This is a genomic window from Neobacillus sp. PVCKKU3, assembly GCF_058323225.1.
In genome coordinates, this window is the sequence record NZ_JBLVQN010000013.1 from 57,320 (window position 1) to 82,115 (window position 24,796).

A 24,796-nucleotide genomic window follows, 5' to 3' on the forward strand; every position below is an offset into this window, starting at 1 on the left:
TGTTATTGTATTTGTTCGAAATTCAAAAAAACGCATCCATATTTGTATTTTGAAGCGAAAATGTGCGGGTTTGGGATTCTTTTTGGTGTTAAAAGTGAATTAGAGGAGTTCGATGAAATAAGGGATTCCCGTTATGGTAGAGGTACCCGGGAATACAATGGCAAAGCGCGCTTTCCTGAAAGGAACGTCCGTTGGAAAGCTTTGATAAGATGGCAGAACAATATAAACCAATGATTCATAAAATCATCAGCTCCCTTCATATATACAATTACAAGGAAGAATTTTATCAGCAAGGCCTGATTGCCCTCTGGGAGGCAAGCCAGCGATTTAATCACGAAAAGGGGAATTTCATAAACTACGCATATGCATTCATTAGAGGCCGCCTGCTCGAGGAGCTTAGTAAAATGGGGCAAGCTGAAGAACGATTCGTTTGCCAGAAGGAAGTGTACTGGGAGAATGTTCATAATATGCAGCCAGATAGAACATTGGAAAAAGAAATCCTATTATCCTATTGCGAAACGCTTACCCCAAATCAGCAGAAATGGCTATTGTACACCTTCTGGGAAGACCGTTCCGTTAAAGAAATCGCCGAACTAGAAAAAGTCACGGTATCGGCTGTAAAGCAATGGCGGACAGGAGCGCTAAAAAAAATAAAAGTGCAATCATGAATTGATTTGATGAAACGTTACGCTTAAACGTACCACCTAAAAAGTGCCGTTATGTTAATTTTTCTTTATACTACTTAGAATTGGTGGTCGGCAATCTATGGCTAAAAAAGTTGATGTGAAAATCCGTAAATTGCTAGATACGTATAAAATTTCAATGAGACAATTATCCCTTCTAACTGATGTACGCCATGCAACTTTAAGCGAATTGGTCAATCATAAAAGGAAGCGAATTGAATTTAGCCATATTGAAAAGATTGCAGAAGCACTTGATGTAAAAGATATTCGTCAGATTATTGACTTAGTAGACACTGATGATGAAGAAGAAGAATGATACTTGCCTTCCTCATTTAACAAACTACCTAATATGAAGAGTTCGTTAATAATTCACCATAAAACGCCAAAATTCGACACAAAATGTTACGATTTGCTCTGTAAAAACAGACCAATTATGTAATATTTTGTGTTATTTTTTATGTGTAATTATTTTTTAAAAATAATAATAATTCTCAAAGTTATTCTACTAACTATGAACATTCTTACCCAACCAACTTCTTTGTCAGCCAGATGCTTTTATTTAATAGTTTTGCAACCGCTTCATTCATTTGAATGCAGAAAAGGAGGTGAGGAAAATGTGAAAAGGGCAAAAAAACAACCAAGAGCAAGTGTCCCGGAAAGACGATACTCTTGGTCACATTAGTTTTTAAAAAAACTAACTTATGGATAGTATATCTTTTTTTAAAAAAAATTCAACCAACTAACATTTGAGGGGCGAGTATGCTGAACATTGAAGAATTCTATATTATTAACCAGCAATTTATGAATATGGCGGGACACTATGACCGGAATGGCAAGCCTTGTTCACTCGTACGTGAGCTGGACCGAACAATCATTGTCGACAAATCACCATTAGAAATTCTTGCAGACAGCATTCGCTGTATCGGTTTTGATTTAAAAGGAGCGATTGCCACTGCCAAATGGATTCTTGGTGACATCTCAATGTGTCCCATCATGGTCAATCCGATTCACAATATATGTGTGTTTGCCACCAAATCGGCCAAACATGAGGACGCTATGTGGTTTAATCCCGAGTATATTGTCAGGACCAACGGCTTTTATCTAAAAACTATAGTCACGTTACGGAACGGTCTCATCATCACTGTTCCTTGCCGGCTAACATCCTTTAATACGAAGCTGCAAAATGCCGACCAATTAAAGAGGATTACAGGGGAACTCGGCAGCAACCCACTCTCTTTCGTCCTCCATCCAAGGAGGGAGCAATTGCTAAAGAGCCGGAAGAGATCCCGCAAGAAGATAAAAAAATAGGTGTCTTTTGTTCAAATAACATAATCGCGGTGTTTATGGCATATTTGAAAGGAGTTCACACATGAATCCATCTAAACCATTCATTGAAACACACCAACTTTTCCGTTTGTATTTAAACAGGAATTTGTACGTGGATATAGAAATATTTAAAGTTCCAGATGGATACAAATGTTTTACATCCAATAACATACGGGGATATGATGATTTAGAGGGCTACGGCGTACATAAGGTTAGAAACGAATCCTTCCGTTTGGGAATGAGGGATTTGGCCAAATTGATGCGGGACAGAAAAGCTAAAAAATAGGTAAGTCCGCGAAGTTAATATACTCCTGGCGGAGGAAGACCAAGCGAGGTAAACGGCTTGGTCTTTTTATCTTTCTTAGATAAAGAGAATGAATGAAAAGAATTATGAATAAAGAGCAATCCCTATTAGTCCTGAAAGGACTATTATATATGTAGGGTGCCATTGGAATTTCAAGAGGGCTGTAAGAGATAATACAAAAACGAGCAGTTGGGTTATAGTATACCATGTGAAATGGAGACCTAATATGTTATTTGACAGCGCAAACCTTATAGCTGCATAAAATATTAAACTCGTAACAATAGATCGTAAGCCATAAAACATTGATTTTACGAGTGGATAATGGTTTAACTTAAGAAAGAAAGTTGCGACAATTAGAACGAGAATGATAGATGGAAGCAAGATTCCCAAGGCAGAAATAATAGCTCCTGGTACTCCGGCTTTAGAATAACCAACTAGTATTGCACTATTTGCTGCAATTGGACCTGGTGACATTCCGGCAACGGTAATAATGTTAGAAAACTCTTGAGTTGTCATCCAACCATGCTGTATAACTCCAAGTTCTATAACTGGCATAATCGCATATCCCCCGCCGAAGGAAACTAAGCCTACGACAAAAAACATTTTGAATAATTCCCACAATATCATTCTTTTTTATCCTTTCTCCTTAACTACCTGAGCCCCTGAAATAATCATAGTTATTGATTTCAGTTTTTTTCGGTTTAACATTTTTGGCGTTGATACCCAACTTTTCTTTCAAATTTGTTATCATAATGCCTGCAAAAGCTCCAGCTAGAATTGCTAAAACTGGATGAATTAAGAATAGTACTAGAACTCCAAACACAAAAATCGCGAATGTTGATTTATCAACGATTGCTGTTTTCCACGTTTTAATAGACGCAAATACGATTAGGGCAAGAATGGAAGCTCGAATCGCCATAAAGGCAGCTGCCACTTTGGGATTATGCTGATATAAAGAATATACAAATCCTACAATAAGAACGATTAAAAAGGTCGGCAATGATACACCGAGTATTGCCGCAATAGCCCCTTTAATTCCTCCTATTCTTTTTCCAATAAAGGTTGCGGAATTCATAGCCACTGCCCCTGGAACTGATTGAGCTAAGGCAAAAATATCGGTAACATCTTCATTTTTTAACCAATTCCTTTTATCCACCACTTCTTTTTCTAATAATGGAATCATCGCAAAGCCACCGCCGAATGTGACAGGGCTGATTTTGAAAAAAGTCCAAAAAATTTGTATTAGCTTTTTCTGTTCATTCTCCATTCCCGTTCCTTCTTTCTTGGTTATGTTCTAATGCAATAATTTTCTTGTATCAGTTCTTATCGATTACATTATCAGAGGAATTAGTAAACGTAAATTGCAAGAAATGCATGGGGTATAACGTAATGTTATAGATAAGTGGATTTTTTCAGAATATTCGTATGTTATATTAAAAGGGGTATTTCATTCAATTGGAGATGATTTCAATGAACATAGAGAACTTGAAAATGTTTTGTTTGGTAGTCGATGAAGGTAGCATAAGCCAAGCTGCACGATTAAGCTTTGTGTCCCAACCTGCTGTAACAAGGCAAATTCATCAGTTAGAGAATTACTATGGCACTTTATTGTTCGACCGAACAGAAGGGAAAATGACAGTAACGGAAAACGGCAGACTTCTCTATCCTTTTGCCAAAGCAATTGTCAATGATTTTGATCGATCTAGGGAAGTGATCAATCAATCAACTGGAGAGTGTAATGTCACCCTTCGGGTAGGCGCTTCTTTAACTATAGGAGAGTATTTATTACCCAGCTTATTAGGTAGTTTTAAAAAACAGGAACCTGATATAAAAGTTACCTTAACCATCAAAAACACGCCAAGTGTTTTAGCGGATCTAGCAAATGACGTAATCGATTTAGCATTGGTGGAAGGTATTGTTGAGAGTAAAAATTTTATAGTTGAGAAATTTGCTGAAGATGAATTGGTACTTGTATATCCTGCAGATCACATTTGGAGGGGGAGAACGGAAATCAAGATTGAAGAGTTGGCAAATGAACGCATGATTTGGCGTGAATCGATTTCTGGGACACGATTGATTGTTGAGAAGGCATTAAGGGATTATGGTGTGTTAGATAAAATTGAAAATTATATGGAGATTGGCAGTACTCAGGCCATTAAAAGTGCTGTCGAGGCAGGTCTCGGAATCAGTATCCTACCTAGGCTAACCGTAGCCAGAGAGTTGGAACAAGGATATTTACATGAAATAAAATTATCAGGAGTAAATATTAATAGAAATTTATGGGTGGTCAAAAAACCTCAGAGATTCCGTAGCATAGGAGTATCTAATTTTGTTGAATTTATCCAACAATAAATGCAATTTAATTATTATGCAAGACAGACAATCATTGATTTATAGAGGAGATAGGCTTTTAGGAACTTCTTCTATCACTATCGGAGGCTTAGTTAAACAAGCGTGGGGCAGCAATTTTCTATCATGATAATGATAGAAAATTGCTATTGTCCTAGTATAATAAATTTGAAATTACTACAAATTACTTGGAATACATCCAATTTATCCAAATCGGGTTAAAATACAGGAAAAACTCTAACTGTTTTTTAAAATTTGCTACACATCTGCAACACAACGAAAACCAAGGTGCCCTGATGAACTATCAGGAGTATTTGAGGTGCGTGCAGCAACACGGTAACGGTTACAATATGACTTATGGCACAAATACGACCCGCCACGCATAACTTTCCTTTCTCCTGTTGCAGGTCCTTGAGGATTTGTTCGTCCTCCTCTGTTATGAATGCTTCGACTAAACCAATCCGAGCACCATTCCCACACATTTCCGGAAACATTATAAAGACCATAACCGTTAGGAGGAAAAGATTTAGCAGGAGCAGTACACTCATAACCATCATCTTTCGTATTTTCATGAGGAAATTTCCCCTGCCATATATTGCAGTAATGCTTACCATTTGGAGTAAGTTCATCTCCCCATGGATACATTTTCTTCTCAAGACCACCACGAGCCGCAAATTCCCACTCAGCCTCGGTAGGCAATCGTTTCCCTGCCCATTTGCAAAAGACATTTGCATCATTCCAGGAAATATGGACAACAGGGTGATCCATTCGATGTTCGATTGTTGAATGGGGTCCTTCTGGTTGGTACCAATAGGCACCGTTAACACCGTACCACCAAGGCGTACTCACTACTTGTTGAGCCTGAACTGCAGGATTTTGTGAAAGGAAACCATAAAATACAAACGACCAGCCAAACTGTTCTGCTTCTGTCGTATATCCTGTTGCTTTGACAAATTCGTTAAATTCAGCATTTGTTACAGCAAAAGTGTCTATTAAAAAGGGATTAACTTTTACCTTTCTTATTGGTCCTTCGCCATCTGCTGGGAAAGCTTCTTTTGAATCTGTTCCCATAAAAAATTCCCCGCCAGGGATATACACCATTTTATCCTTAAATAATGTTTTGTTGGGAGCACTTTCTTGAATAGACTGTGTTTGTATTTCGGTTTTATTGGAGGAGGCATTTCTTTTTACGGAACAGCATGGCATTTTCACTTCGTTTGTCATCTTTTCACTCCTTATCTCTCAAAATAAATACTCTTAATCTTAAATCTATGGATTAAACTGAAACTATTCTATTAGTTTTCACAGAAAAGTCTTTTTCAAAATGTGAAAGATGATAGTTCATTTTTTCTTCGGCTAAATTAGGGTCTCCCTGTTCTATTACTCGATAAATTTCAGTTAGTTCATTGGCCAGTTCTTCTTTTAAATCCTTTGTTCCACTTACAAATTGAAACATAGGCTTTAATACATTTATTATTGCTTCCATTGTGATAATGATCAATGAGTTATGAGTAGCTTTTGCAATTGCCCGATGAAATTGAAAATCACATTCGAAATATTCAATATCAGAAAGTGGGTCACTAGGATTTGGAACCATTTTTTTTAATTCTATTAAATCTTCCTCTGTTCTTCTTTGGGCTGCAAGAGCACAAGTTTTAATTTCAATAATTTTCCTGTACTCAATGAGTTCGTCTAAGGAGAATCCTTTTAAAACTAAAGAGAGAGAAATATAATTACTAAAATCATCAATAAATGACTCAGGTGAAATTTCTGTAATATAATGGCCTCCTTTTGCGCCAGGTTTTGTATAGATGAGTTTAGAGGCAGACAATAGTTTAATAGCATCACGGATTGTAGGACGGCTTACTTGAAAAAGGTTAGCTAATTCTTGTTCAGATGGGAGTTTATCTCCCTTTTTTAAATTTTCTGTTACAATAGACTCCTTGATCTGCTCTACTATCTGCTCGGGAAGTGTTAACAATCTCTTGTTTTTAATATTCAAAATTTTCACTCCTTTTCTTATATCATAATAGAAAAGTTTAATTTGGGCAAATGTTATAAAAACATACAATTCATAATATTTACACATTGAGATAAGTTTGATAAATTGAAAACATGAATTTTCTAAATATTCAAAAAGGATGGTGATGCGTTTGTATTAAATTACAAGTAACAATGTTTGTTTAATATCCTTAACTCTTCGGTACTGTAAAATTGCCTTGCACAAACGATGCACTTTGTCCGCTAATTCTTCCTCTAGCTGCACAATACTAACAATTATTTAATAATCGTATTAACATTTTTTTTACCTTTACTAAAAGAAAACTGTATTAGGTTATTCGAAAGTTTTAGATTAGGTTTTCTAATCAATAACTAACTTTTTAATTTCTAGGAGGTAGTTGCGATGCAAGCACACGAAAACATACTTTATCAAGAAGAAGTAAAAAAAAGCAAGATTTCAAGAATGGGATGGGGAATGATTTTATTTTTATTCGTCTCTATGGTGATCAACTATACGGATAAAGCAATCATTGGATTAGCCTCAGTTCAGCTGATAGATGAACTTAATTTAAGTCCAAATCAATGGGGATTAGTAGGAAGTTCGTTTTTTTGGTTATTCTCTTTTACAGGCATGGTAGGGGGATTTCTTGCAGATAAATACGGAACAAAAAGGATTATGAGTTTTATGGCCGGTTCATGGTCTATTATTCAATTTGCAATCGTTTTCACTGTTAGCTTACCATATCTCATCGTAACCCGGGTTCTTCTAGGTGCGGGGGAGGGGCCTGCATACCCCGTTGCAATGGCTGCGGGATCAAAATGGCTGCCAAAGGATAAACTTGGAATCGGGCTAACCATGATCAATCTTGGCGGGAATATTGGAGTGGCAATTGCAACACCTATTATTGTATATATTATGGCAACTGCTGGCTGGAGAACAGGGTTTATCACTATGGCTATTGTAGGTGTTATTTGGTTAATATTATGGCACTTAATTGCAAAGGAAAGTCCTCATCTTGATTCCATTCCAAAAGCGGACAAGAAGAATTCAGCCCCTTCTTTCTCATTTGCAGAAGCACGCGTATTTCTTTTTAATAAAAACTTTATTTTGTTGGTCCTTGTTGGTTTTGCATCACATTGGACATTTGCCGTTGTTCTTACATGGCTACCAAACTACTTTTCATCCGTACGTCATATGAGTGAGGCATCTACCGGTTGGGTGTGGGTAGCCCAAGCTATTGCACAAATTTCATTTGCTTTATTATCGGACAAAATTTATCGTAAAACAGGAAATGTTAGGAAATCACGTGTTTATATTTTGGGGGCAATAGCTATTACCTGTGGTATTCTCTTTTACTTTGCACCACTCGTAAGTTCAAACACTATGGCAGTAATAATGTTTTCTTTAAGTTTGGGAATGAGTGGGGTGTTTTTCGTTCTTTCGCCATCTGTCATCGATTCGTTTGTTCCTCCTCAACATCGTGCAAAAGGAATGGGTACTTTAATGGCCTTTGTAACACTCGCAGGTATTATTGGACCATTTGTTACCGGTAATATCATTCAATTTTCCTCTACTCAAGCAGCTGGGTTCATTAATTCATTTCAATTCATTGCTGTGTTGTTTATAGTGTTCGGTACATTGTTCTGGATAGGTTGCAGACCAGATAGTTTAAATGTGCAAAAAGCGGAGAGTACCAAATACGTTTAGAACAAGGTACAAATTGTTAAAATCCATTGTGTGGAAGAATAAGGAAACCCAAATAATGAAGGTTATTCGGGTTCCCCATTCTTAAAACAGAAGCAGTGGTTGTAGCTACAGAATATTCTAAACTTGTAAAAATGATGGTACAATTGCGCTAATTCAAAAAGTAGGTAGATAACAAAATAGAATGATGGAGGAAATCATATGAGTGAAACTTACCAACAACCAAATATTGTTTTAATTACTTGCGATCACTTACGGGCTGATCATTTGGGATGTGCTAATCATCCTACAATTCAAACACCGCATATTGATCAGTTAGCACGAAATGGTGTTCGGTTTGAGCAGGCTTATTCAACTACTCCAATCTGCATTCCTGCACGTGCAACCATTATGACCGCGTTAGAAGGTCATAATTTAGGTTTAACTGTTTTTAAATCTGGCTTTCAACTACCAACAAAAGAAACATTGCCACAACTATTAAGAGATGAAGGATACCAGACCAAAGTGGTTGGCAAAATGCATACTTTTCCAGAAAGATGTCATTACGGATTTGAAACAATGCTATTATGTGAAGAAGGACGTCGACTAGGAGAATATGTAGGGGAACACAGAGGATATGATGACTATGAAAATTGGCTAACAGAACAAGGATATCCTGGCATGGCCTTTGGTCATGGTATGTCAGTTAATGAGTACGCAACGACTCCGTGGCATTTGCCAGATCATACTCACCCTACTGAATGGGTTGGGACTCAAACATGTAAAGAGATTAAGCGAAGAGATTGGACCAGACCATTATTCATGTGGGCATCCTTTACTGCACCTCATCCACCACTGACACCTTTAATGAGAGACTTATATATGTATGAACGAGAAGAAATACCGGAACCTATGATTGGTGATTGGGTAGAAGAGCATCCATCATTCCATACTGCAAATATTGCATTTGGTGAAGGAAAAACTCCTAAACAAATTACATTGGCCCGGCAGGCCTATTATGCATTGGTGACTCAAGTAGACCGGCAGATTAATCGAATAATAGGGACCCTTCGAGAGGAAGGAATTTTAGATAATACATGGTTTATCTTTACTTCCGACCATGGTGATTGTTTGGGTGACCATCATCTTTGGCAAAAAGCAAATTTTCTAAATGGAGCCTGTAATATTCCTTTTATTATTACTCCTCCATTAAACAGTGAATATGATCACCTTTTTAATCAAGAATGGATTCCAGGACAAGTGAACCAGTCGGTGATCGGACTACAAGATATATTACCGACATGTCTCGATATAGCTACGGGCTCAATAGGTGAGTACAGGGATGGCAAAAGCTTACTATCTCTTGTAAAAAATCCAAAACTTTCAGTAAGAGACCATATTCTAGGGGAATTTGGAAATGTAGGAGAGCGCTCCTTGATGTTAACTGATGGTAGCTGGAAGTATATTTGGTATGAAAAAGATGGATATGAGTTGCTTTTTGATCTTAAAGATGATCCAAACGAAATGAAAAATCTAGCAAAGAAAGAAACTTATTTAAGGGACAAATGGAGAAATGAACTAGTACAAGTATTATCTTATAGAGAAAATGATCCCGCTGTAGAGTATGGACAATTAGTTGTATCATCTCCTGGATATAAAATGTCTCCTAAAGAGAGAGTGAAAATGTTAAATACCGAGTGGGCTTACAATCATCCATACGGACAACGTTAAAAATAATATTACTCTTAGAATTTATATAGTAAATGTAATATGGAATTCAGATTCATTTTTAAGAAAATGTTTTAGGGAGGTTCCTCTTTCAAAAGTGAAACCAAAGTCTAAATTCTAGTTTCACTCTTTAAGAGGCAACCTCCCAATAATGTAAAGCCATTTTCCATGGCGCGGTTGACATCCTCAATTCCCCATCCTCACTTTTCCACTATATTTTTTGACGTGGATTTTTTTATTTGAAAAATATCCTATTTGCATTGCAAAAGTAGATAAGAAAATTGAATCAATTTCTTTTTGAAAAAAATAATGTGGATAACACTAAGAATTATCATGCGGCTATCCACGTTTAGTGACTGGTTTCAATCAAATTAAATCCTAGCATTAAAGAGGTGATTTTTGCCTATTTTCCAAAGGGGGACTTTCTATTGTAAAATCTCTTTCAAACCGATTAAGATGGCTATTTATCTCCTCTTCTGCCAATTTGTGATCTCCCTGTTTAACCGCTTCGTATATTTTTAATAGATCATTCGTAAGTTTCTCTTTTAATTCAGGCGGCCCATGTACAAATTGAAACATAGGTTTTAATACATTCGTGATTGCTTCCATCGTGATGATAAATAATAAGTTACGAGTGGATCTCGCCAGAGTCCGGTGAAAATCAAAATCCCGTTCAAAATATTCTTGGCTCGTCAGGTTGTCGTCGGGGGCAGGGATCAGCTTTCTTAACTCAATCAAGTCATTCTCAGTTCTTCTTTGAGCAGCTAGAACGCACGTTGTTACTTCAAATAATCTTCTGTATTCTATTAATTCATTGATGGAAAATCCCTCTAAAACCAAAGAGATATTAATGTAATTACTAAAATCATCAATGAACGACTGAGCAGAAATATCTGTAATAAAATGCCCGCCCTTAGCACCAGGTTTCGTATAAATCAGTTTTGAGGCAGAAAGAATTTTAATTGCATCCCGAACAGTAGGTCGACTTACTTGATAAAGGTCAGCTAAATCTTGTTCAGAAGGTAATTTATCCCCTTTTTTTAAATGGCCTTCGACAATGGACTCTTTAATTTGTTCAACTATTTGTTCAGATAGTGTTAATAATTTCCTGTTTTTAATATTCAAAATATTCACCTCCCTATATAATTCTAATTAAATTGTGAATAATTAGCAAACTGTAAATAAAATTAACATTTTATAGAATAAGTAAATGTAAGCAATTTGAGATGGGGTAGTAATTTTAATTTTAAACGTAATAATTTCTTACAATTCGAAATATTTACTAAATAGTTAACGTTTGTTAATCTAATAATATATTAAATTTTCAGAAAAGAGGGATAATTGGTGATCATTTCAATGCAAAAACAAGAAAGAGAACAAAGATTGTCAAAAGTACGTGAATTAATGGAGAACAAAGGGTATAAGGCAATGATTTTTGCCGCGAGTTCCTATTTAGGTAAAAAGGGTTCACTTCGTTATTTATTTGATAATCATTTATATCATCGATATGGCTATGGGGTTGTCTTTAAGGATAAACAATATCAAATTCTTCCGTCTGGCTTACATTTTGGTACTGATCCCCGTTCCCCAGATGTGCTTTTTCCGGAAGATCATGAGGTTATGGAAATGGTTCGAAAGCTAAAGGAAAATAATATCACTAGTGGTGTTGTTGGGGCAGTTGGTTTAAACAGCACGATGAAGGTAGAAGATTATCTTTACTTAAGAAAGGAATTACCTGAAGTTGAGTGGGAAGATGCTAGTATCGAGTTTGATGTTATTCGAAGCATTAAAAGTGAGGAAGAAATCCAAGGCATTATAGAAACAAATCGAATTATTGAGGCTGGGTTCGATAGTATTATTAAAAACATAAAAGTAGGAATGACGGAAGAAGAAGCTGTAGCTCCAGCCTATCAAACAGTACATGCTATGGGAGCAAAGGATGATTTATTCTTAACTTTATCAAGTGAACAACCTGGGGCAGTCGTACCTTGTTTCTTACCTCCTCGAAATAAGGTCATTAAAGAAAATGATTACTTGATTGTATCCCTTGAAATAACTGGACCTACGGGACACTGGGTAGAACACTCAAGAATGTTTTGCTTTGGTGAAAGGGATGCAGAAACAGAAGCATTAGCCTCCGTTGTGGCAGAAGGGATTAGATATGCGGAGGATAATATGAAACCTGGCGTCAAACTTAGTGACATTCAAGCCGGGTTAGAAAGAATAGCTGATAAATATGGTTATGAATGCGGACATCTAAGTGGACACGGAATTGGAATGGATGTGATTGAACGACCATTAGTTGCGCGAAAAACGAATACAAATTTTGTTGGGGTTGAAGTACCAAGCGAAGAAGATGATGCTCTATTATCTTTAAAAGAAGGAATGGTTATTAGTTATCATCCGCAAATTATTAAACCAGGCCGTGAAAAGTCGGCATACATGTCAGATGTTTTTGTTATTCGAGAAAACGGAGCAGAACGTTTATCGAATAGAAGCCATGAAGTAATCTTTATAGACGGGAAGTGATTCAATGAATTTTCGAATCGGAATTGATGTAGGCGGAACTTTTACAGACTTCTTACTTATAACTGAAACAGGCGAATCAAAAGTTTATAAAACTCTTTCTACGCCAAAAGATCCAACTATTGGTTTTTTTAACGGCCTTAGTGAGATGGCGGAGGACCATAATCTATCACTCAATCAATTTATAGAAAAAGTGGATTTAATTGTACACGGTACTACAGTAGGAACAAATGCTGCCTTAACTTATTCAGGGGCAAAAACAGCATTATTAACAACAAATGGGTTTAGGGATATTTTGCAAATGAGGCGTGGAATTCGACCTGATCCTTATAATAATCAGTATGTAATGCCCAAACCTTTTGTTCCCCGACATTTAAGGCTTGGCATTGACGAACGGGTAGATGTTAAGGGAGAAGCAATTAAGCCTTTATTAGAAAAAGACGTTATCAATGCGATAGATTATATTGAAAAAAATAATGTTGAGGCAATAGCTATTTGTTTCATGCATTCATATGCAAATGACCAACACGAAAAACTAGCAGCACAGTTGCTCAAGGAACGATTACCTGGACGTTATATTACTGTATCAAGCGAGCTTATTCCTAGAGGTGGATTGTATGACCGCTCTAGCACCACTGTACTTAATTCCTATATCGGACCTATTATTGAAGGATACTTTAAAAAGCTGACTGAAAAATTGGCTTCTGTACAGTTTGGTGGAACTTTGCTTATCATGCAGTCGAATGGCGGGGTAGCTACACCAAATGCCACCATTGAAAAAGCGGCGAACACATTATTATCAGGTCCGGCCTCCGCTCCTGTTGCAGGTGGATGGTATCTGCAAACACATGATATTAAGGATGCCCTTACAATGGATATGGGTGGAACAAGCTTTGATGTCGCTCTCTTGAAAGATGGTCAGCCTTTAATTCGTACTGAAGGCGAAATTGCAGAATGGCCAATTAGTCTTCCTATTGTTGATATCCACACAATAGGGGCAGGTGGAGGATCTATAGCGTGGGTTGACGATGGTGGACTGCTACATGTAGGACCTAAAAGCGCAGGTGCTTATCCAGGGCCAGCTTGTTATGGGTTTGGTGGAGAAATGCCAACTGTTACAGATGCAAACTTAGTACTAGGATACTTAAACCCTGATTTCTTCTTAGGCGGTAAAATGAAACTAGATTTAGAGAAAGCTAGAGAATCCATTAAGCTTCATGTGGCAGATAAATTAAATATATCAATTGAAGATGCTGCTAAGGGAATTATAGATCTTGTGGATGTCTCCATGGCGAATGGAATTCGGGAAATTACCATCAAACGCGGATTTGACCCAAGGGATTTTCCTTTAGTATGTGCAGGGGGAGCGGGTCCACTTCATGCCACTGCTATTGCCAAAGAATTAGATTGTTCGCTAGTCATGGTTCCAAAGGAGTCATCCATCTTTTGTGCAGCTGGAATGCTAATGTCAGATTTACGTCATGATTATATTAAAGTGTATCAAGGTTTAACGAGTGAATTAGAGGAAAGTGAGCTTGTTGATATTCTAGATTCCCTGGAGTTAAAAGGAATGGAAACGCTAAGTTCCGAAGGAGTTCATAAACATGATATTGAATTTCAATATAATTTTGACATGAAGTATGCCGGACAATATTACGAAGTAAGCGTACCATTTACACTCAAAGAAAAGCATCGCTTGACTAGAGAGTTTATCGAGCATCGCTTTCATGAGCTGCATAATCAATTGTTTGGATACAATTCACCTGAAATGCCAGTAATGATTGTAAATATAAATGTATCTGCAATCGGGCTTACTATAAAACCTAACATAAGACAAACAGAATATGCAGGAGAGTCTCCAAAACATGCCTTAAAAGGGAATAGGTTGATTTATAGGGGAGAGAAAGAGAAATTTATTTCCATCCCAGTTTATGATGGCGATTCATTAGTCCATGGAAACCGAGTATTTGGTCCTGCCATTATTGAACAAAAAGTTACGACAACCATTGTTCACGATTCTTTTAATGTTATTTATGATAAAAATGATAATGCCATTCTTTATAATAAAGAACTTGGAGAAGATTATGTCCAAAGATTTATTGAGGCGAATCGAGGTGTAAAAGCATGACAAGAGAAAAAATTGTGGTAGATCCAATACGAGCGTCGGTTATTCAAAGAAGATTAAATGCGATCACCCATGATATGGCTGAAGTTCTCCAAAGGACTTCAAGGTCCCCAGTATTTAATGAAGCGGGGGACTTTGTAACCGCTCTATTTGATCATGAGGCGAAAATGGTAGAGCAAAGTGCAAATATCCCCATTATCGGGTTTGGTGCACAACCTGCATTGCCCTATATAATTGAATCGTTTAAAGGTCGTATTTATCCAGGGGATATTATCGTTCACAATGATGTATTTGAGGGCGGAAATCAAACACATGATGTAGGGATCTATAAGCCGGTGTTTTATCATGATCAGTTAGTTGGTTGGACTGTTAGTAAGGGTCATTTGTCTGATTTAGGAGGGGCCACACTTGGCGGCTATAACCCTAAGCATACGGAAGTATGGCAAGAAGCCATTCGAATTCCAGGTTTAAAAATAGTGGAGCGTGGAGAGATTATCCCAGATGTTTGGAAAATGTTGTTTTCCAATGTCCGATTAAAAGTTGTCGAGGAAGACGTTAAAGCCATGATTGGTGCTTGCAACATTGGGGAACGATCAATGGTGAAAGTCATTGAGAAATACGGTTTGGAATCCTTCCGTGCCCATCTGGATTATATTATCGATGCAACCGAAAAGCATGTAAAAGAAATTATTAGAGGGTGGAAAAATGGCACTTTCTATGGTGAAAGCAAGATGGTCTCGGATGGGATTAATCAAGAAAAAGAGTACAAGGTAGTGGTAAAAGTCACCATTGACGATGAAGAAGTAACCATGGATTTTACTGGTTCAGCAGCCCAAGCACCGGGTTTTACGAACATGCCCCCAGCATCCGCTAAGGCAGCATGTGCTATTGCCTATCTTATGATTATTAACCCAGGTAATGAGATTGCCCAGAATGAAGGCATGTTCCGTTCCTTAAATTGTATTTTTGAAAAAGGAACCATTTTAAATCCGAATTTTCCTGCAGCAACCCTATTCGGAAATCAACTTGCTGATGTACTACTAGAAGCAATCATGGACGCGTTCAAAGATGCTGTTCCTGATCAGGCAACTGCCTCTTGGGCAAAATTGTGTACTCCTGTTTTCTCTGGATGGGATCCGCGTAAAAATGATTATTATTTTGATTTTGGATTTCTCGGAAAAGGTGGCCAAGGTGCTTTAAAAGGCTTCGATGGATTTGACGGGATTGGCTTTGCTGGTGCTGCGGGTTGTATGCGTTCACAGGATCCAGAAATGATGGAGATTAAAGATCCATTCTTCATAGAAACATATGAATTTCTCCCAGATTCTGCTGGCGCAGGTCAATATCGGGGCGGCTATGGGACCTATGTAAGGATCCGAATAGACGGTGAAAACAATTCTGTTGGTACCATCGGCGATGGTCTTGAAAACGAGGGAGCTCCAATTCCTTATGGACTTTTTGGCGGACAAGAGGGAACACCTAATAAACTTACTCTTCACTATCTAAATGGAGAGAAAGTTGAACTTGGTTCCAAAGATTTGATAACAAATGTTCCAACTGGCACTGTCCTTGAAATGGTTTGTGGAGGAGGAGGGGGATATGGGGACCCGAAACTTCGAAACCCTGAACTCATTAAACAGGAAGTGTTAGACGGTCTATTGTCCCTTGAAAAAGCAAAAGAGATTTATGGCATCACAGTTTAATATAAAAAGAGATGGCAGCCCGACCTGATTCCTTTTTGGATTGGGTCGGGATCATACTAATGAACTTTTCGAAATCTTGATTATTTTGAAGGGGAGTGTTTTAATGGCCGGTAAAATGTCAACAATAATGGAGGACTTTTCGCTAGAGTCCGTTCCAGCCGATATGAGGAAATCATGGAAAGAATTAGCCTCGTTTCAAGTTGGAATTGTAACCAGCCTTGCAGTTATTATGACTGGTGGTCTAATTACTTTTATGGCAGGGTTTTGGATGGGTATGCTTGCTGCTATTCTCGCATTTATTGTTAGTTTGGGCTTTTCCTTCTTATTAGGCAAAATTGCTTTTAAAGAAGGTTATTCCAGTAATGTTATTTCCCGTGCCTATGCTTTTGGTAGTAGAGGCTCTGTTATTAGTTCAACTATCATGGCATTTATGTTAATAGGATTCTTGGGAATGGAAAGTGTATTTATTGGAAATTCCCTTTTATTCTACTTTCATATTGAAGCCAATTTAACACTAAAAATTATTATGTATTTAGTGATGTCCTCAATATGGATTTTGCTTTCATTGTTTGGAATGAAAATAGTGGCCCGAGTTGCACAGATTACACTACCCTTTTTATTCTTGTTTTTGATTTATATGATTTATCAGCTTATCGGTGATGGATCGATTGGCGGGGTATTTGACCATGGAATTATGGTTCCAGGCGTTTCACTTGGTAGTGGTTTTGCTATTGCATTAAATGCAACTGTTACATTGGCAGGATTGAATGCCCTTGTTTGTACAGATTCTACACGTTTTGCCAGATCTACTAAGGATGTCGCTAAAGTTTGTTTTTCTGCAGGGGTGTTCATGTTTATTATCACAATGCTAGTTGGAGCAGTGATCACATACTTTGGTTATCAAACAACCTATAATTATTACCTTGAACAAGGTTATAATGCAGCTGCTGCAAGTAATCTGGCAATAACGAATCCTGGTGTTACTCTTACCCTTGCGGGAGGGGTGATAGGTGTAATAATCATATTACTTTCTCAAGCAAAAGTTCAAGTAGGGAATTCGTATGAAGGAGCCTTATCACTAGTTAATTTATTTGATAGTGGATTTAATTGGAAGCCAGGAAGACCGATTATGGTTGTCCTTACAAATGTTATTTCATTAATTTTTATATTCGGGGATATTCTGCATTATATTGAAGAGTTCTTGTCACTTGGAAGTGTTCTATTTGGAGTTTGGGTAACGATTGTTTTAACTGATTATTATATTTATCGTGGGATTATGGGAAAAGCAAAAAGAGGTATTGAGCATTTAGAGCAACTCCCAGCCTTTAATTGGAACGGGATCATTACCCTTGTTCTAAGTACTATTATAGGAATGGTTGTCTATCAACAAGGATGGTTTCCGATTCCATTTGTTGTATCAATTATTATTGCTTTTATCCTTTATACCTCCTTATGTTATTTCAAGAAATCAATAGTAGTGGAGGAAAGTCAAATAGTTAGTCAATAAATAATAGATTTCCGTTCGTAAATTTTAAATATTATAACAAAGGGGGAGCCATTAGTGAATAAGAGTACTGCAGATGTTATTAAAAATACAAGATTAATAGAAGTAACCGACAAATTAACCAAAGCGATCATCGATGTCGTAAATGAATGCGAAATAAAAGAAGATGAATTGCTGAGGGCGATTGCTTTTCTAAATGAAGTAGGTAAAAAAGGTGAGTTTCATTTGTTATCAGATGTTTTAGGGATTTCTGTTATCGTCGATGAACTCACGCACCGTGATGAAATCGTGGGGGATGCAACACTATTTAATGTCGAAGGTCCGTTATATCGAGAAGAAGCCCCATTACAACAAACTCCAGGAAGTTTATGTGATATCGATGAACCAGGAGATATTTTGTTTGTACATGGAAAAATTGTTTCTGCTACCAATGGAATGCCTATTCCAAATGCTTTATTGGATGTTTGGCAGGCGAATGCACATGGTGATTATGAAAATGAAGACGAACGTCAGGCGGATTACAATTTAAGAGCAAGGATTTTAGCAGATGACAATGGTTGCTTTGAATTCCGTACGGTTGTTCCGGCAGGATATGATATTGGCAAAGGAGGTCCAGTTGGGGAATTGATGAAAGCTGTTGGACGACACGCAATGCGCCCCGCACACATCCATTTTAAGATAGGAAGTGAGGGCTATAAAACACTTACTACTCAATTGTTCCCGCCTAATGTTCCTTGGATAGATTCTGATGCGATTGGAGCGGTAAAAGAGCCATTAATTATGAACTTAGAAAAAGTTTCAGACATGGAAGAATGTCGAAAGAAGGGTGTCAACCGGCCATTTTACCGCTCTCAATACAATTTTAGATTAATAGATGAAGGATAAGTGAAAAAAATAGAATGACATGGGTAATGTGATTTCAGAATATTCATAATATTCGGATTATAAATGAGCGAAAAATATGTTTTCTTTGAACGTGATAGGTAGTAGTAAATGGAGGAGGGAATAGAGTGGAAAAATATCTTAGCTTAGATGAAATGGTTCAACCGCATCGCGTACACCGCAAGTTGTATACAGAAAAAGACATTTTTGAACAAGAAATGATAAAAATTTTCGGGGGATCATGGGTGTACTTAGCTCATGAAAGTGAAATTCCCAAACATAATGATTTTAAGACCGTCTATATGGGAAAACGGCCAGTAATCGTTGTTCGTGATAAATATGATCACTTTAGTGCGATGTTTAATCGCTGTACACACCGCGGGGCAACGATTTGCCGAGAAGAAAAAGGTAATAGCAAGGTATTTACGTGTCCTTATCACGGCTGGGCTTTTAAAAACACTGGAGAATTAGCTGGAATGCCGTGGCCGAGTGGATATGCAAAAGATGTGGACCGTTCAAATTTGAATCTTTCTCATATTCGAGTGGAATCTTACCGCGGCTTTATCTTTGGCACATTAAACATGGAAGCACCCGTATTAATGGATCACTTAGGGCCAGCGGCAGCCTTAATGGATCAATGGCTGGACCGTTATGAAGGCAAAAATATTATTGTACGCAACGCCAACCGAATGGTCTATAACGGCAATTGGAAACTTTCTTATGATAATGGTGCGGATGGGTATCATGTAGCATTTTCACATCGTTCGCTTCTCGCAGTTGGTCAACGTCTTGGTGAAAATAAAGACATGACCTATTTTGCCCAAAATCCAGACCATAGCGAGATGACGATTCAATATTTGGGGAATGGTCACACCTTTGTTGACCAGAGGCCGAATTATAAGAACGTAGGAGACTATTGGAAGCAGCAGCGGCCACAGCCTGGAAGAGAAGCAATGGAAGAGGCCGTTCGTGCAAAATATGGGGAGGAAGCTGACAGATTATTGGATCAAGCAATTGGCGCTCAAATGAATCTTTGTATCTTTCCGAACTTACTTCTAATAGGAAATCAAATTCAGGTGATTCAGCCGATTGATGTAGATAGAACAGAACTCACATGGTATTCAACTCAGGTGGAAGGGTTGCCAGAAGAAATTAATATTCTTCGTTTGCGCAGTCAAGAGGATTTCCCTTCATTTGGAGAACCCGATGATATGACCAATTTTGAAGAATGTCATTTTGGATTGACGATTCCAGAAGTGGAATGGGTGGATACCTCCCGTGGTTTTGGGATTGATGGCCGACAAATAGTGGATGAACAGGGAGTCATAAAAGGTCCGGTAACCGATGAATTACCAATGCGCAATTACTTCCAAGAGTGGAAACGTTTAATGAAAGCGAGTATTGAATTGGCTGCGGTTTGCAAGAAGTAAGCAGACATGCCGAATGAAAGGGTGAAGGAAATGACAGAAAGTCATGTGAGAGAGGATACTTCAAGATATTCCTATTATATGGATCTTGAATATTATAGGAAACTAGCAAGAAAAATAAGTGCCTGGACAGAAGAGAGTACAAAAGCAGGTACCACTACCGTTTCAGAAGTAGAACAGTTTTTGTACCGCGAAGCACGTTTGCTAGATGAAGCCAAAATGGAAGAATGGCTGCAGCTATTTACCAATGATTGCTTATATTGGACTCCGGTCACACCTGGTGGGGGAGATCCTTCAAAAGAAGTGACAATCTCCTTTGATGATCGTAGGAGACTGGAAGATCGAATCTATCGATTGAGAACCGGTTATGCATGGTCCCAAGTTCCAGCTTCCCGGACGATTCGAGTGATTAGTAATGTCGAAGTATGGAAGGAAAATGAAGAAAATATGTACAGAGTACGATGCAACTTTATGCTGCCAGAGCTTCGTGCTGGAAGGATGAAACTTCTTTCTGGTTGGTATGGATATCTATTAATCAAAGAGAATGATGATTGGAAGATTCAAGTAAAGCAAATAAATTTGTTAGATTCCGATCAGGCACATGAAAATTTAACGCTGGTTTTATAAATAGGAGATTAGGGTAAAGGGGATGAGTGTATGAGTGAACAAATCGCATTGTTAGAGCATCCTTACTGGACGGAAGAACAAAAGGAAGCTGCTGTTCGTATCAAAGAAATGGTGACAGAAAATAACTTGCAGGTGATTCGGATCGCCTGGGCTGATCAGCATGGGATTTCGCGTGCGAAAACGATTACAGCAAACAATTTTGAAAGTATCTTAAAAAATGGAATGGATTTTAACATGGGTCCGCTCTTTTTTGATACGGCTAATTTGCCTGTCTATAATCCTTTTGAATGGGGAGGTGGTGTGGGATTAGAAGAAATGACCGGTTGTCCGAATTATTCACTGGTACCCGATCCGTTGACATTCCGAATCTTGCCATGGGCTCCAAACACAGGTTGGATTCTATGTGATGCGTATTTAAAAAGCGGTCAGCCGCTCATGTATGATACAAGACAAATTTGTAAACAAGCACTTGCAGATTTAAAGCAACAAGGGTACGACATGAAGGTCGGACTTGAAGTGGAATTTGTGCTTACGAGAATCGAGGATACAAATCTAACGATGGATAACTTAGGTGCCCCTGGTTCTCCAACCATTCCTCCAACGGTACGTCCAGTATCGAGAGGGTATCAATATCAGCTAGAATCACATAATGATGAAATTGATGATATTCTTCAAGTATTAATCGGTCATATTACCAAGTTAGGCTTGCCGCTTCGAACCATTGAGGATGAATTCGGTCCTAGCCAACTTGAATTTACTTTTGCACCAATGGATGGAATCCAAGCTGCCGACGCAATGCTGCTTTTCCGTACGGCAGTCAAACAAATTTGCCGCAGGAACGGGTATATTGCCACGTTTATGTGTCGCCCTGTCTTCCAAGGAATGGCAGCAAATGGTTGGCATATGCATCAATCATTAGTGGATCTCCGTACAGGTCAAAACGCCTTTGTACCAACATCAGCGAATGAACCGATTTCAGACATAGGCAGACACTTTATTGGCGGAATTTTAAAACATGCACGTGCATCCACTGCGTTTACTACTCCTACAGTAAATGGATATAAGCGCTTTAGGGAAAATTCCCTTGCACCAGACCGTGCCGGATGGGGCTTGGATAATCGCGGAACAATGATTCGTGTGATGGAAGACCCTAAAAACGCTCGATTTGAGAACCGGGTCGGCGAACCTGCAGCAAATCCATATTTATATTTGGCCTCACAAATATATGCTGGGTTAGATGGCATCCAAAATAAGATCGATCCAGGATCTCCTAGTATGGAAGGATACAATGACGAGAAAGAGGCTCTTCCTAAGAGTCTGGCAGAAGCCATTGATGTTTTAAAACATGATTCATTTTTCAAAGAGAAAATGGGTCCATTGTTTATTGACTACTTAGTAAATTTAAAAATGAGTGAACTAAACCGATATAAACAGTTCTTAAAGGAACATGGGATCGAAGAGGACCAGTATACCGTCACAGAATGGGAACATCGAGAGTATTTTGAAATCTATTAATGTGAGAGGAGCGGTAATGGTGAATCAGCAGCAACAATGGGAAAAAGAGCGGCGGGAATTAGCAGCAGAAATAACTAAATTAAAGGAAGCAATTGAAAGATATCGACAGTTTGCTGAGACCGTTCGTACTGCTAAAACAATGGATTTTAGCATCTATGACGAAGTTCCAAGTGACTGGCTCTCGATTGACCGTGAAGATTATGATGAAATCATGGAATCCCTCTCAAACCTAGATGTTTGGAGACCATGGAGTACGGAAATTTTAAAGCGCCATAGCAGTAATAAATGAGCCTTACCTCCTTAAAAGGAAATGATGGGAGAAATGTGTCATGAACAAACCGTTCAAGAAACCTGTAATTGGGATTACGACTTGGAGACGTGATTTGCCAAATTTCACAGGAGAAAATGATCTATATACCTTACATTCACAATATCATCGTGCTGTCACTGTGGCAGGGGGATTACCAGTCCTTTTGCCTCACGCTCCAATCACCGACCTGATCCAATATTTAGATTTACTAGATGCCTTAATTGTGACAGGAGGAGGAGATGTGAATCCTGTTTTTTATGGAGAGGAAAACACTGGACAATCAGTGGGAATTCGAAATGATGCCGACCAATTTGAAATCGAACTCATCAAGGAGGCGGCTAATAGGAATATCCCGACATTGGGAATATGCAGAGGCCATCAGATCTTGCAGGTCACCTTTGGCGGACAATTGATGCAGGACATTTATGATAGGTATCCGAATCATCCGCGAATGGGAAAAGAACCACCTCATACCCACTTAAAGCATTCGGTTGTAATAGAAAGAACAAGTATATTAGATGAAATCTATCAAACAGATAAACTAATTGTGAATTCCCTTCATCACCAATGTGTTGCAGCTGTTGGGAAAGGATTCAAAGCGATCTGCTGGAGTTCGGATGGAATGATTGAAGCGGCGCAATCTGAAACAGAATGGCTGGCATTTGGCATCCAGTGGCATCCTGAATTGCTTGGTCATATGGGACAGAAGGTATTTGATTTCTTTATTCAAGGAGTGAAAGATCAAATAGAAGGGAAATGTACCGCTATTCCATCATAGAAGTATCACATAGAATGTGCTTCATACCAAATGAAAGTGTGTGTTTATACTAATAGAAGCGAATAACCTCTAAAAGTTGTTCGCTTCTAATTTTTCTAACGAATAATAAATGATTGTTTAAGGGAGGATACAATGAAAAGTTTCTTATATGAGTCATTACCTAGTCGGATTGTGTTTGGGGAAGGGGTAATAGATAATATTCGCGAGGAAGTAAAAAATTTAGGGCTAAAAAGTGTTCTCATTATCTCTACTCCTGGTGAGCATGAAGTCTCAATTGGGAGAAAATTACTCGGAAATCTAGGCGAACTCTGTCATGGGTTGTACGCAAAAGCCGTTCAACATGTTCCAATGGAAAGCGTAACTGCTTCAGTTGACTATGTGAATGAAAATCAGATTGACGGACTGATTGCTATAGGTGGAGGGTCGTCTATGGGATTAGCGAAGGCAAATGTACTTCAAACTCAACTTCCGATCTTAGCCATACCTACTACTTATGCCGGATCAGAAATGACTCCGATTTGGGGAATAACGGAAAACGGAGTGAAGAAAACCGGAAAAAATCTAATTGTTAAACCAAAGACTGTGCTTTATGATCCAGCTCTAACCACTAGCCTGCCTGCAACACTGTCCGTGACAAGCGGAGTCAATGCGATTGCCCACTGTGTAGAAGCGTTATACTCTGAAAGTGCCAATCCAATTACTTCGCTTATGGCTGAAGATGGTATCCGTGCTTTAATAAAAAGTCTGCCTAATATTATTGAAAACCCGCTCGATATGGAGGCCAGATCCGATGCACTTTATGGAACATGGTTAGGTGGTACAGTACTAGGTACTGTTGGAATGGCCCTTCATCATAAACTTTGTCATACACTTGGGGGAACTTTTAACCTGCCACATGCGGAAACCCATACGGTGGTTCTGCCTCATGTCATTGCTTATAATGCTAATCATGCACCAGAAGCGATCCAACGTATATCACGAGCAATAGGGTCTGATCCACAGGATGTAGCAGGCGCCTTATTTGACCTGATTGAATCATTTGGTGTACCTGTATCATTAAATAGCATCGGTCTGACAAAAGGCGATTTGGATAAAGCGGCCGAGTTAGCAACGAAAAATCCATATTACAATCCGCGTCCAGTGGATAGGGAATCGATTCGTAGTCTACTTGAATCTGCTTTCCACGGGAAGCGACCAGTGTCAGAACGGATGACTGTGAAGTAACAGGTTTAAAATAAATGAAATTTGTAGGTAAAGAATTGAGATCTTATAAACTTCTTTTCTTCACTTAAATTTATAATCTTCTGCATGGGTTCATACTTTA

23 protein-coding genes are annotated in these 24,796 nt (G+C 38.3%); 18 read left to right on the forward strand and 5 right to left on the reverse strand.

What is annotated here, in order from left to right; genetic code table 11:
• The first annotated feature begins 209 nt into the window (after positions 1-209).
• The 4 genes from ACNQGS_RS10955 to ACNQGS_RS10970 all read left to right on the forward strand — a co-directional run bounded on the left by ACNQGS_RS10955 (position 210) and on the right by ACNQGS_RS10970 (position 2,295).
• On the forward strand, positions 210-668 hold the full coding sequence (locus tag ACNQGS_RS10955; RefSeq protein ID WP_491487319.1) for a sigma-70 family RNA polymerase sigma factor: 459 nt from the start codon (positions 210-212) through the stop codon (positions 666-668).
• A 97-nt stretch (positions 669-765) separates the two neighbouring features.
• Positions 766-999 (forward strand): helix-turn-helix domain-containing protein, encoded by a 234-nt coding sequence (locus ACNQGS_RS10960; protein WP_491487320.1) that lies wholly within the window; start codon positions 766-768, stop codon positions 997-999.
• A 443-nt stretch (positions 1,000-1,442) separates the two neighbouring features.
• Positions 1,443-1,991, forward strand: a complete 549-nt coding sequence (locus ACNQGS_RS10965; protein WP_491487321.1) for a competence protein ComK — start codon at positions 1,443-1,445, stop codon at positions 1,989-1,991.
• 61 nt (positions 1,992-2,052) lie between these two features.
• Positions 2,053-2,295, forward strand: a complete 243-nt coding sequence (locus tag ACNQGS_RS10970) for a hypothetical protein (RefSeq protein WP_491487322.1) — start codon at positions 2,053-2,055, stop codon at positions 2,293-2,295.
• Positions 2,296-2,397: 102 nt separating this feature from the next.
• On the opposite strand, the gene ACNQGS_RS10975 is transcribed toward ACNQGS_RS10970, so the two are convergent.
• Entirely contained in the window at positions 2,398-2,940 is a 543-nt protein-coding gene (locus ACNQGS_RS10975; protein ID WP_491487323.1) for a chromate transporter, read from the reverse strand.
• Between the two features lie 19 nt (positions 2,941-2,959).
• Entirely contained in the window at positions 2,960-3,496 is a 537-nt protein-coding gene (locus ACNQGS_RS10980; protein WP_491487324.1) for a chromate transporter, read from the reverse strand.
• 287 nt (positions 3,497-3,783) lie between these two features.
• Here ACNQGS_RS10980 and ACNQGS_RS10985 point away from each other — a divergent pair, with 287 nt between their 5' ends.
• The gene (locus ACNQGS_RS10985; RefSeq protein ID WP_491487325.1) at positions 3,784-4,665 is read left to right on the forward strand and encodes a LysR family transcriptional regulator; all 882 of its coding nucleotides are present in this window, start codon (positions 3,784-3,786) and stop codon (positions 4,663-4,665) included.
• 255 nt (positions 4,666-4,920) lie between these two features.
• On the opposite strand, the gene ACNQGS_RS10990 is transcribed toward ACNQGS_RS10985, so the two are convergent.
• Together ACNQGS_RS10990 and ACNQGS_RS10995 are read right to left on the reverse strand one after the other, a co-directional pair.
• Positions 4,921-5,886: a formylglycine-generating enzyme family protein gene (locus ACNQGS_RS10990; RefSeq protein WP_491487326.1), complete on the reverse strand. Its 966-nt coding sequence runs from the start codon at positions 5,884-5,886 to the stop codon at positions 4,921-4,923.
• A 52-nt stretch (positions 5,887-5,938) separates the two neighbouring features.
• The gene (locus ACNQGS_RS10995; RefSeq protein WP_491487373.1) at positions 5,939-6,673 is read right to left on the reverse strand and encodes a FadR/GntR family transcriptional regulator; all 735 of its coding nucleotides are present in this window, start codon (positions 6,671-6,673) and stop codon (positions 5,939-5,941) included.
• A 393-nt stretch (positions 6,674-7,066) separates the two neighbouring features.
• Here ACNQGS_RS10995 and ACNQGS_RS11000 point away from each other — a divergent pair, with 393 nt between their 5' ends.
• Together ACNQGS_RS11000 and ACNQGS_RS11005 are read left to right on the forward strand one after the other, a co-directional pair.
• The gene (locus tag ACNQGS_RS11000) at positions 7,067-8,371 is read left to right on the forward strand and encodes an MFS transporter (protein WP_491487327.1); all 1,305 of its coding nucleotides are present in this window, start codon (positions 7,067-7,069) and stop codon (positions 8,369-8,371) included.
• Between the two features lie 198 nt (positions 8,372-8,569).
• A complete protein-coding gene (locus tag ACNQGS_RS11005) occupies positions 8,570-10,078 on the forward strand; it encodes a sulfatase-like hydrolase/transferase (RefSeq protein WP_491487328.1) in 1,509 nt (502 codons plus the stop codon).
• 381 nt (positions 10,079-10,459) lie between these two features.
• Here ACNQGS_RS11005 and ACNQGS_RS11010 read toward each other — a convergent pair whose 3' ends face one another.
• On the reverse strand, positions 10,460-11,200 hold the full coding sequence (locus ACNQGS_RS11010) for a FadR/GntR family transcriptional regulator (protein WP_491487329.1): 741 nt from the start codon (positions 11,198-11,200) through the stop codon (positions 10,460-10,462).
• A gap of 231 nt (positions 11,201-11,431) precedes the next feature.
• Between ACNQGS_RS11010 and ACNQGS_RS11015 the strand changes: the two genes are divergently transcribed.
• The 11 genes from ACNQGS_RS11015 (at position 11,432) to ACNQGS_RS11065 (ending at position 24,696) form a co-directional block, all read left to right on the forward strand.
• A complete protein-coding gene (locus tag ACNQGS_RS11015) occupies positions 11,432-12,604 on the forward strand; it encodes a M24 family metallopeptidase (protein WP_491487330.1) in 1,173 nt (390 codons plus the stop codon).
• A gap of 4 nt (positions 12,605-12,608) precedes the next feature.
• Complete coding sequence (locus ACNQGS_RS11020; RefSeq protein WP_491487331.1) at positions 12,609-14,729, forward strand: hydantoinase/oxoprolinase family protein; 2,121 nt, start codon at positions 12,609-12,611, stop codon at positions 14,727-14,729.
• A complete protein-coding gene (locus ACNQGS_RS11025) occupies positions 14,726-16,429 on the forward strand; it encodes a hydantoinase B/oxoprolinase family protein (protein ID WP_491487332.1) in 1,704 nt (567 codons plus the stop codon). The genes ACNQGS_RS11020 and ACNQGS_RS11025 overlap by 4 nt, the downstream gene beginning before the upstream one ends.
• 103 nt (positions 16,430-16,532) lie before the next feature.
• Positions 16,533-17,936, forward strand: a complete 1,404-nt coding sequence (locus tag ACNQGS_RS11030; protein ID WP_491487333.1) for a purine-cytosine permease family protein — start codon at positions 16,533-16,535, stop codon at positions 17,934-17,936.
• Between the two features lie 54 nt (positions 17,937-17,990).
• Positions 17,991-18,818: a dioxygenase family protein gene (locus tag ACNQGS_RS11035; protein WP_491487334.1), complete on the forward strand. Its 828-nt coding sequence runs from the start codon at positions 17,991-17,993 to the stop codon at positions 18,816-18,818.
• A 125-nt stretch (positions 18,819-18,943) separates the two neighbouring features.
• Positions 18,944-20,245 (forward strand): aromatic ring-hydroxylating oxygenase subunit alpha, encoded by a 1,302-nt coding sequence (locus ACNQGS_RS11040; protein ID WP_491487335.1) that lies wholly within the window; start codon positions 18,944-18,946, stop codon positions 20,243-20,245.
• 6 nt (positions 20,246-20,251) lie between these two features.
• Positions 20,252-20,869 carry an aromatic-ring-hydroxylating dioxygenase subunit beta gene (locus ACNQGS_RS11045; RefSeq protein ID WP_491487336.1) on the forward strand — a complete coding sequence of 206 codons (618 nt, stop codon included), beginning with the start codon at positions 20,252-20,254 and terminating at the stop codon, positions 20,867-20,869.
• A gap of 30 nt (positions 20,870-20,899) precedes the next feature.
• Positions 20,900-22,384: a glutamine synthetase family protein gene (locus ACNQGS_RS11050; RefSeq protein WP_491487337.1), complete on the forward strand. Its 1,485-nt coding sequence runs from the start codon at positions 20,900-20,902 to the stop codon at positions 22,382-22,384.
• Between the two features lies 1 nt (position 22,385).
• Complete coding sequence (locus tag ACNQGS_RS11055; protein ID WP_491487338.1) at positions 22,386-22,673, forward strand: hypothetical protein; 288 nt, start codon at positions 22,386-22,388, stop codon at positions 22,671-22,673.
• Positions 22,674-22,713: 40 nt separating this feature from the next.
• Positions 22,714-23,472: a gamma-glutamyl-gamma-aminobutyrate hydrolase family protein gene (locus ACNQGS_RS11060; protein ID WP_491487339.1), complete on the forward strand. Its 759-nt coding sequence runs from the start codon at positions 22,714-22,716 to the stop codon at positions 23,470-23,472.
• A 132-nt stretch (positions 23,473-23,604) separates the two neighbouring features.
• Positions 23,605-24,696: a maleylacetate reductase gene (locus ACNQGS_RS11065; RefSeq protein WP_491487340.1), complete on the forward strand. Its 1,092-nt coding sequence runs from the start codon at positions 23,605-23,607 to the stop codon at positions 24,694-24,696.
• The last annotated feature ends 100 nt before the right edge of the window (positions 24,697-24,796 follow it).

Coding starts and splice junctions, on each gene's coding strand:
- ACNQGS_RS10955 (WP_491487319.1), top strand. CDS start 210: ATGGCAGAACAATATAAACCAATGATTCATAAAATCATCAGCTCCCTT.
- ACNQGS_RS10960 (WP_491487320.1), top strand. CDS start 766: ATGGCTAAAAAAGTTGATGTGAAAATCCGTAAATTGCTAGATACGTAT.
- ACNQGS_RS10965 (WP_491487321.1), top strand. CDS start 1,443: ATGCTGAACATTGAAGAATTCTATATTATTAACCAGCAATTTATGAAT.
- ACNQGS_RS10970 (WP_491487322.1), top strand. CDS start 2,053: ATGAATCCATCTAAACCATTCATTGAAACACACCAACTTTTCCGTTTG.
- ACNQGS_RS10975 (WP_491487323.1), bottom strand. CDS start 2,940: ATGATATTGTGGGAATTATTCAAAATGTTTTTTGTCGTAGGCTTAGTT.
- ACNQGS_RS10980 (WP_491487324.1), bottom strand. CDS start 3,496: ATGATTCCATTATTAGAAAAAGAAGTGGTGGATAAAAGGAATTGGTTA.
- ACNQGS_RS10985 (WP_491487325.1), top strand. CDS start 3,784: ATGAACATAGAGAACTTGAAAATGTTTTGTTTGGTAGTCGATGAAGGT.
- ACNQGS_RS10990 (WP_491487326.1), bottom strand. CDS start 5,886: ATGACAAACGAAGTGAAAATGCCATGCTGTTCCGTAAAAAGAAATGCC.
- ACNQGS_RS11000 (WP_491487327.1), top strand. CDS start 7,067: ATGCAAGCACACGAAAACATACTTTATCAAGAAGAAGTAAAAAAAAGC.
- ACNQGS_RS11005 (WP_491487328.1), top strand. CDS start 8,570: ATGAGTGAAACTTACCAACAACCAAATATTGTTTTAATTACTTGCGAT.
- ACNQGS_RS11015 (WP_491487330.1), top strand. CDS start 11,432: ATGCAAAAACAAGAAAGAGAACAAAGATTGTCAAAAGTACGTGAATTA.
- ACNQGS_RS11020 (WP_491487331.1), top strand. CDS start 12,609: ATGAATTTTCGAATCGGAATTGATGTAGGCGGAACTTTTACAGACTTC.
- ACNQGS_RS11025 (WP_491487332.1), top strand. CDS start 14,726: ATGACAAGAGAAAAAATTGTGGTAGATCCAATACGAGCGTCGGTTATT.
- ACNQGS_RS11030 (WP_491487333.1), top strand. CDS start 16,533: ATGGCCGGTAAAATGTCAACAATAATGGAGGACTTTTCGCTAGAGTCC.
- ACNQGS_RS11045 (WP_491487336.1), top strand. CDS start 20,252: ATGCCGAATGAAAGGGTGAAGGAAATGACAGAAAGTCATGTGAGAGAG.
- ACNQGS_RS11050 (WP_491487337.1), top strand. CDS start 20,900: ATGAGTGAACAAATCGCATTGTTAGAGCATCCTTACTGGACGGAAGAA.
- ACNQGS_RS11060 (WP_491487339.1), top strand. CDS start 22,714: ATGAACAAACCGTTCAAGAAACCTGTAATTGGGATTACGACTTGGAGA.
- ACNQGS_RS11065 (WP_491487340.1), top strand. CDS start 23,605: ATGAAAAGTTTCTTATATGAGTCATTACCTAGTCGGATTGTGTTTGGG.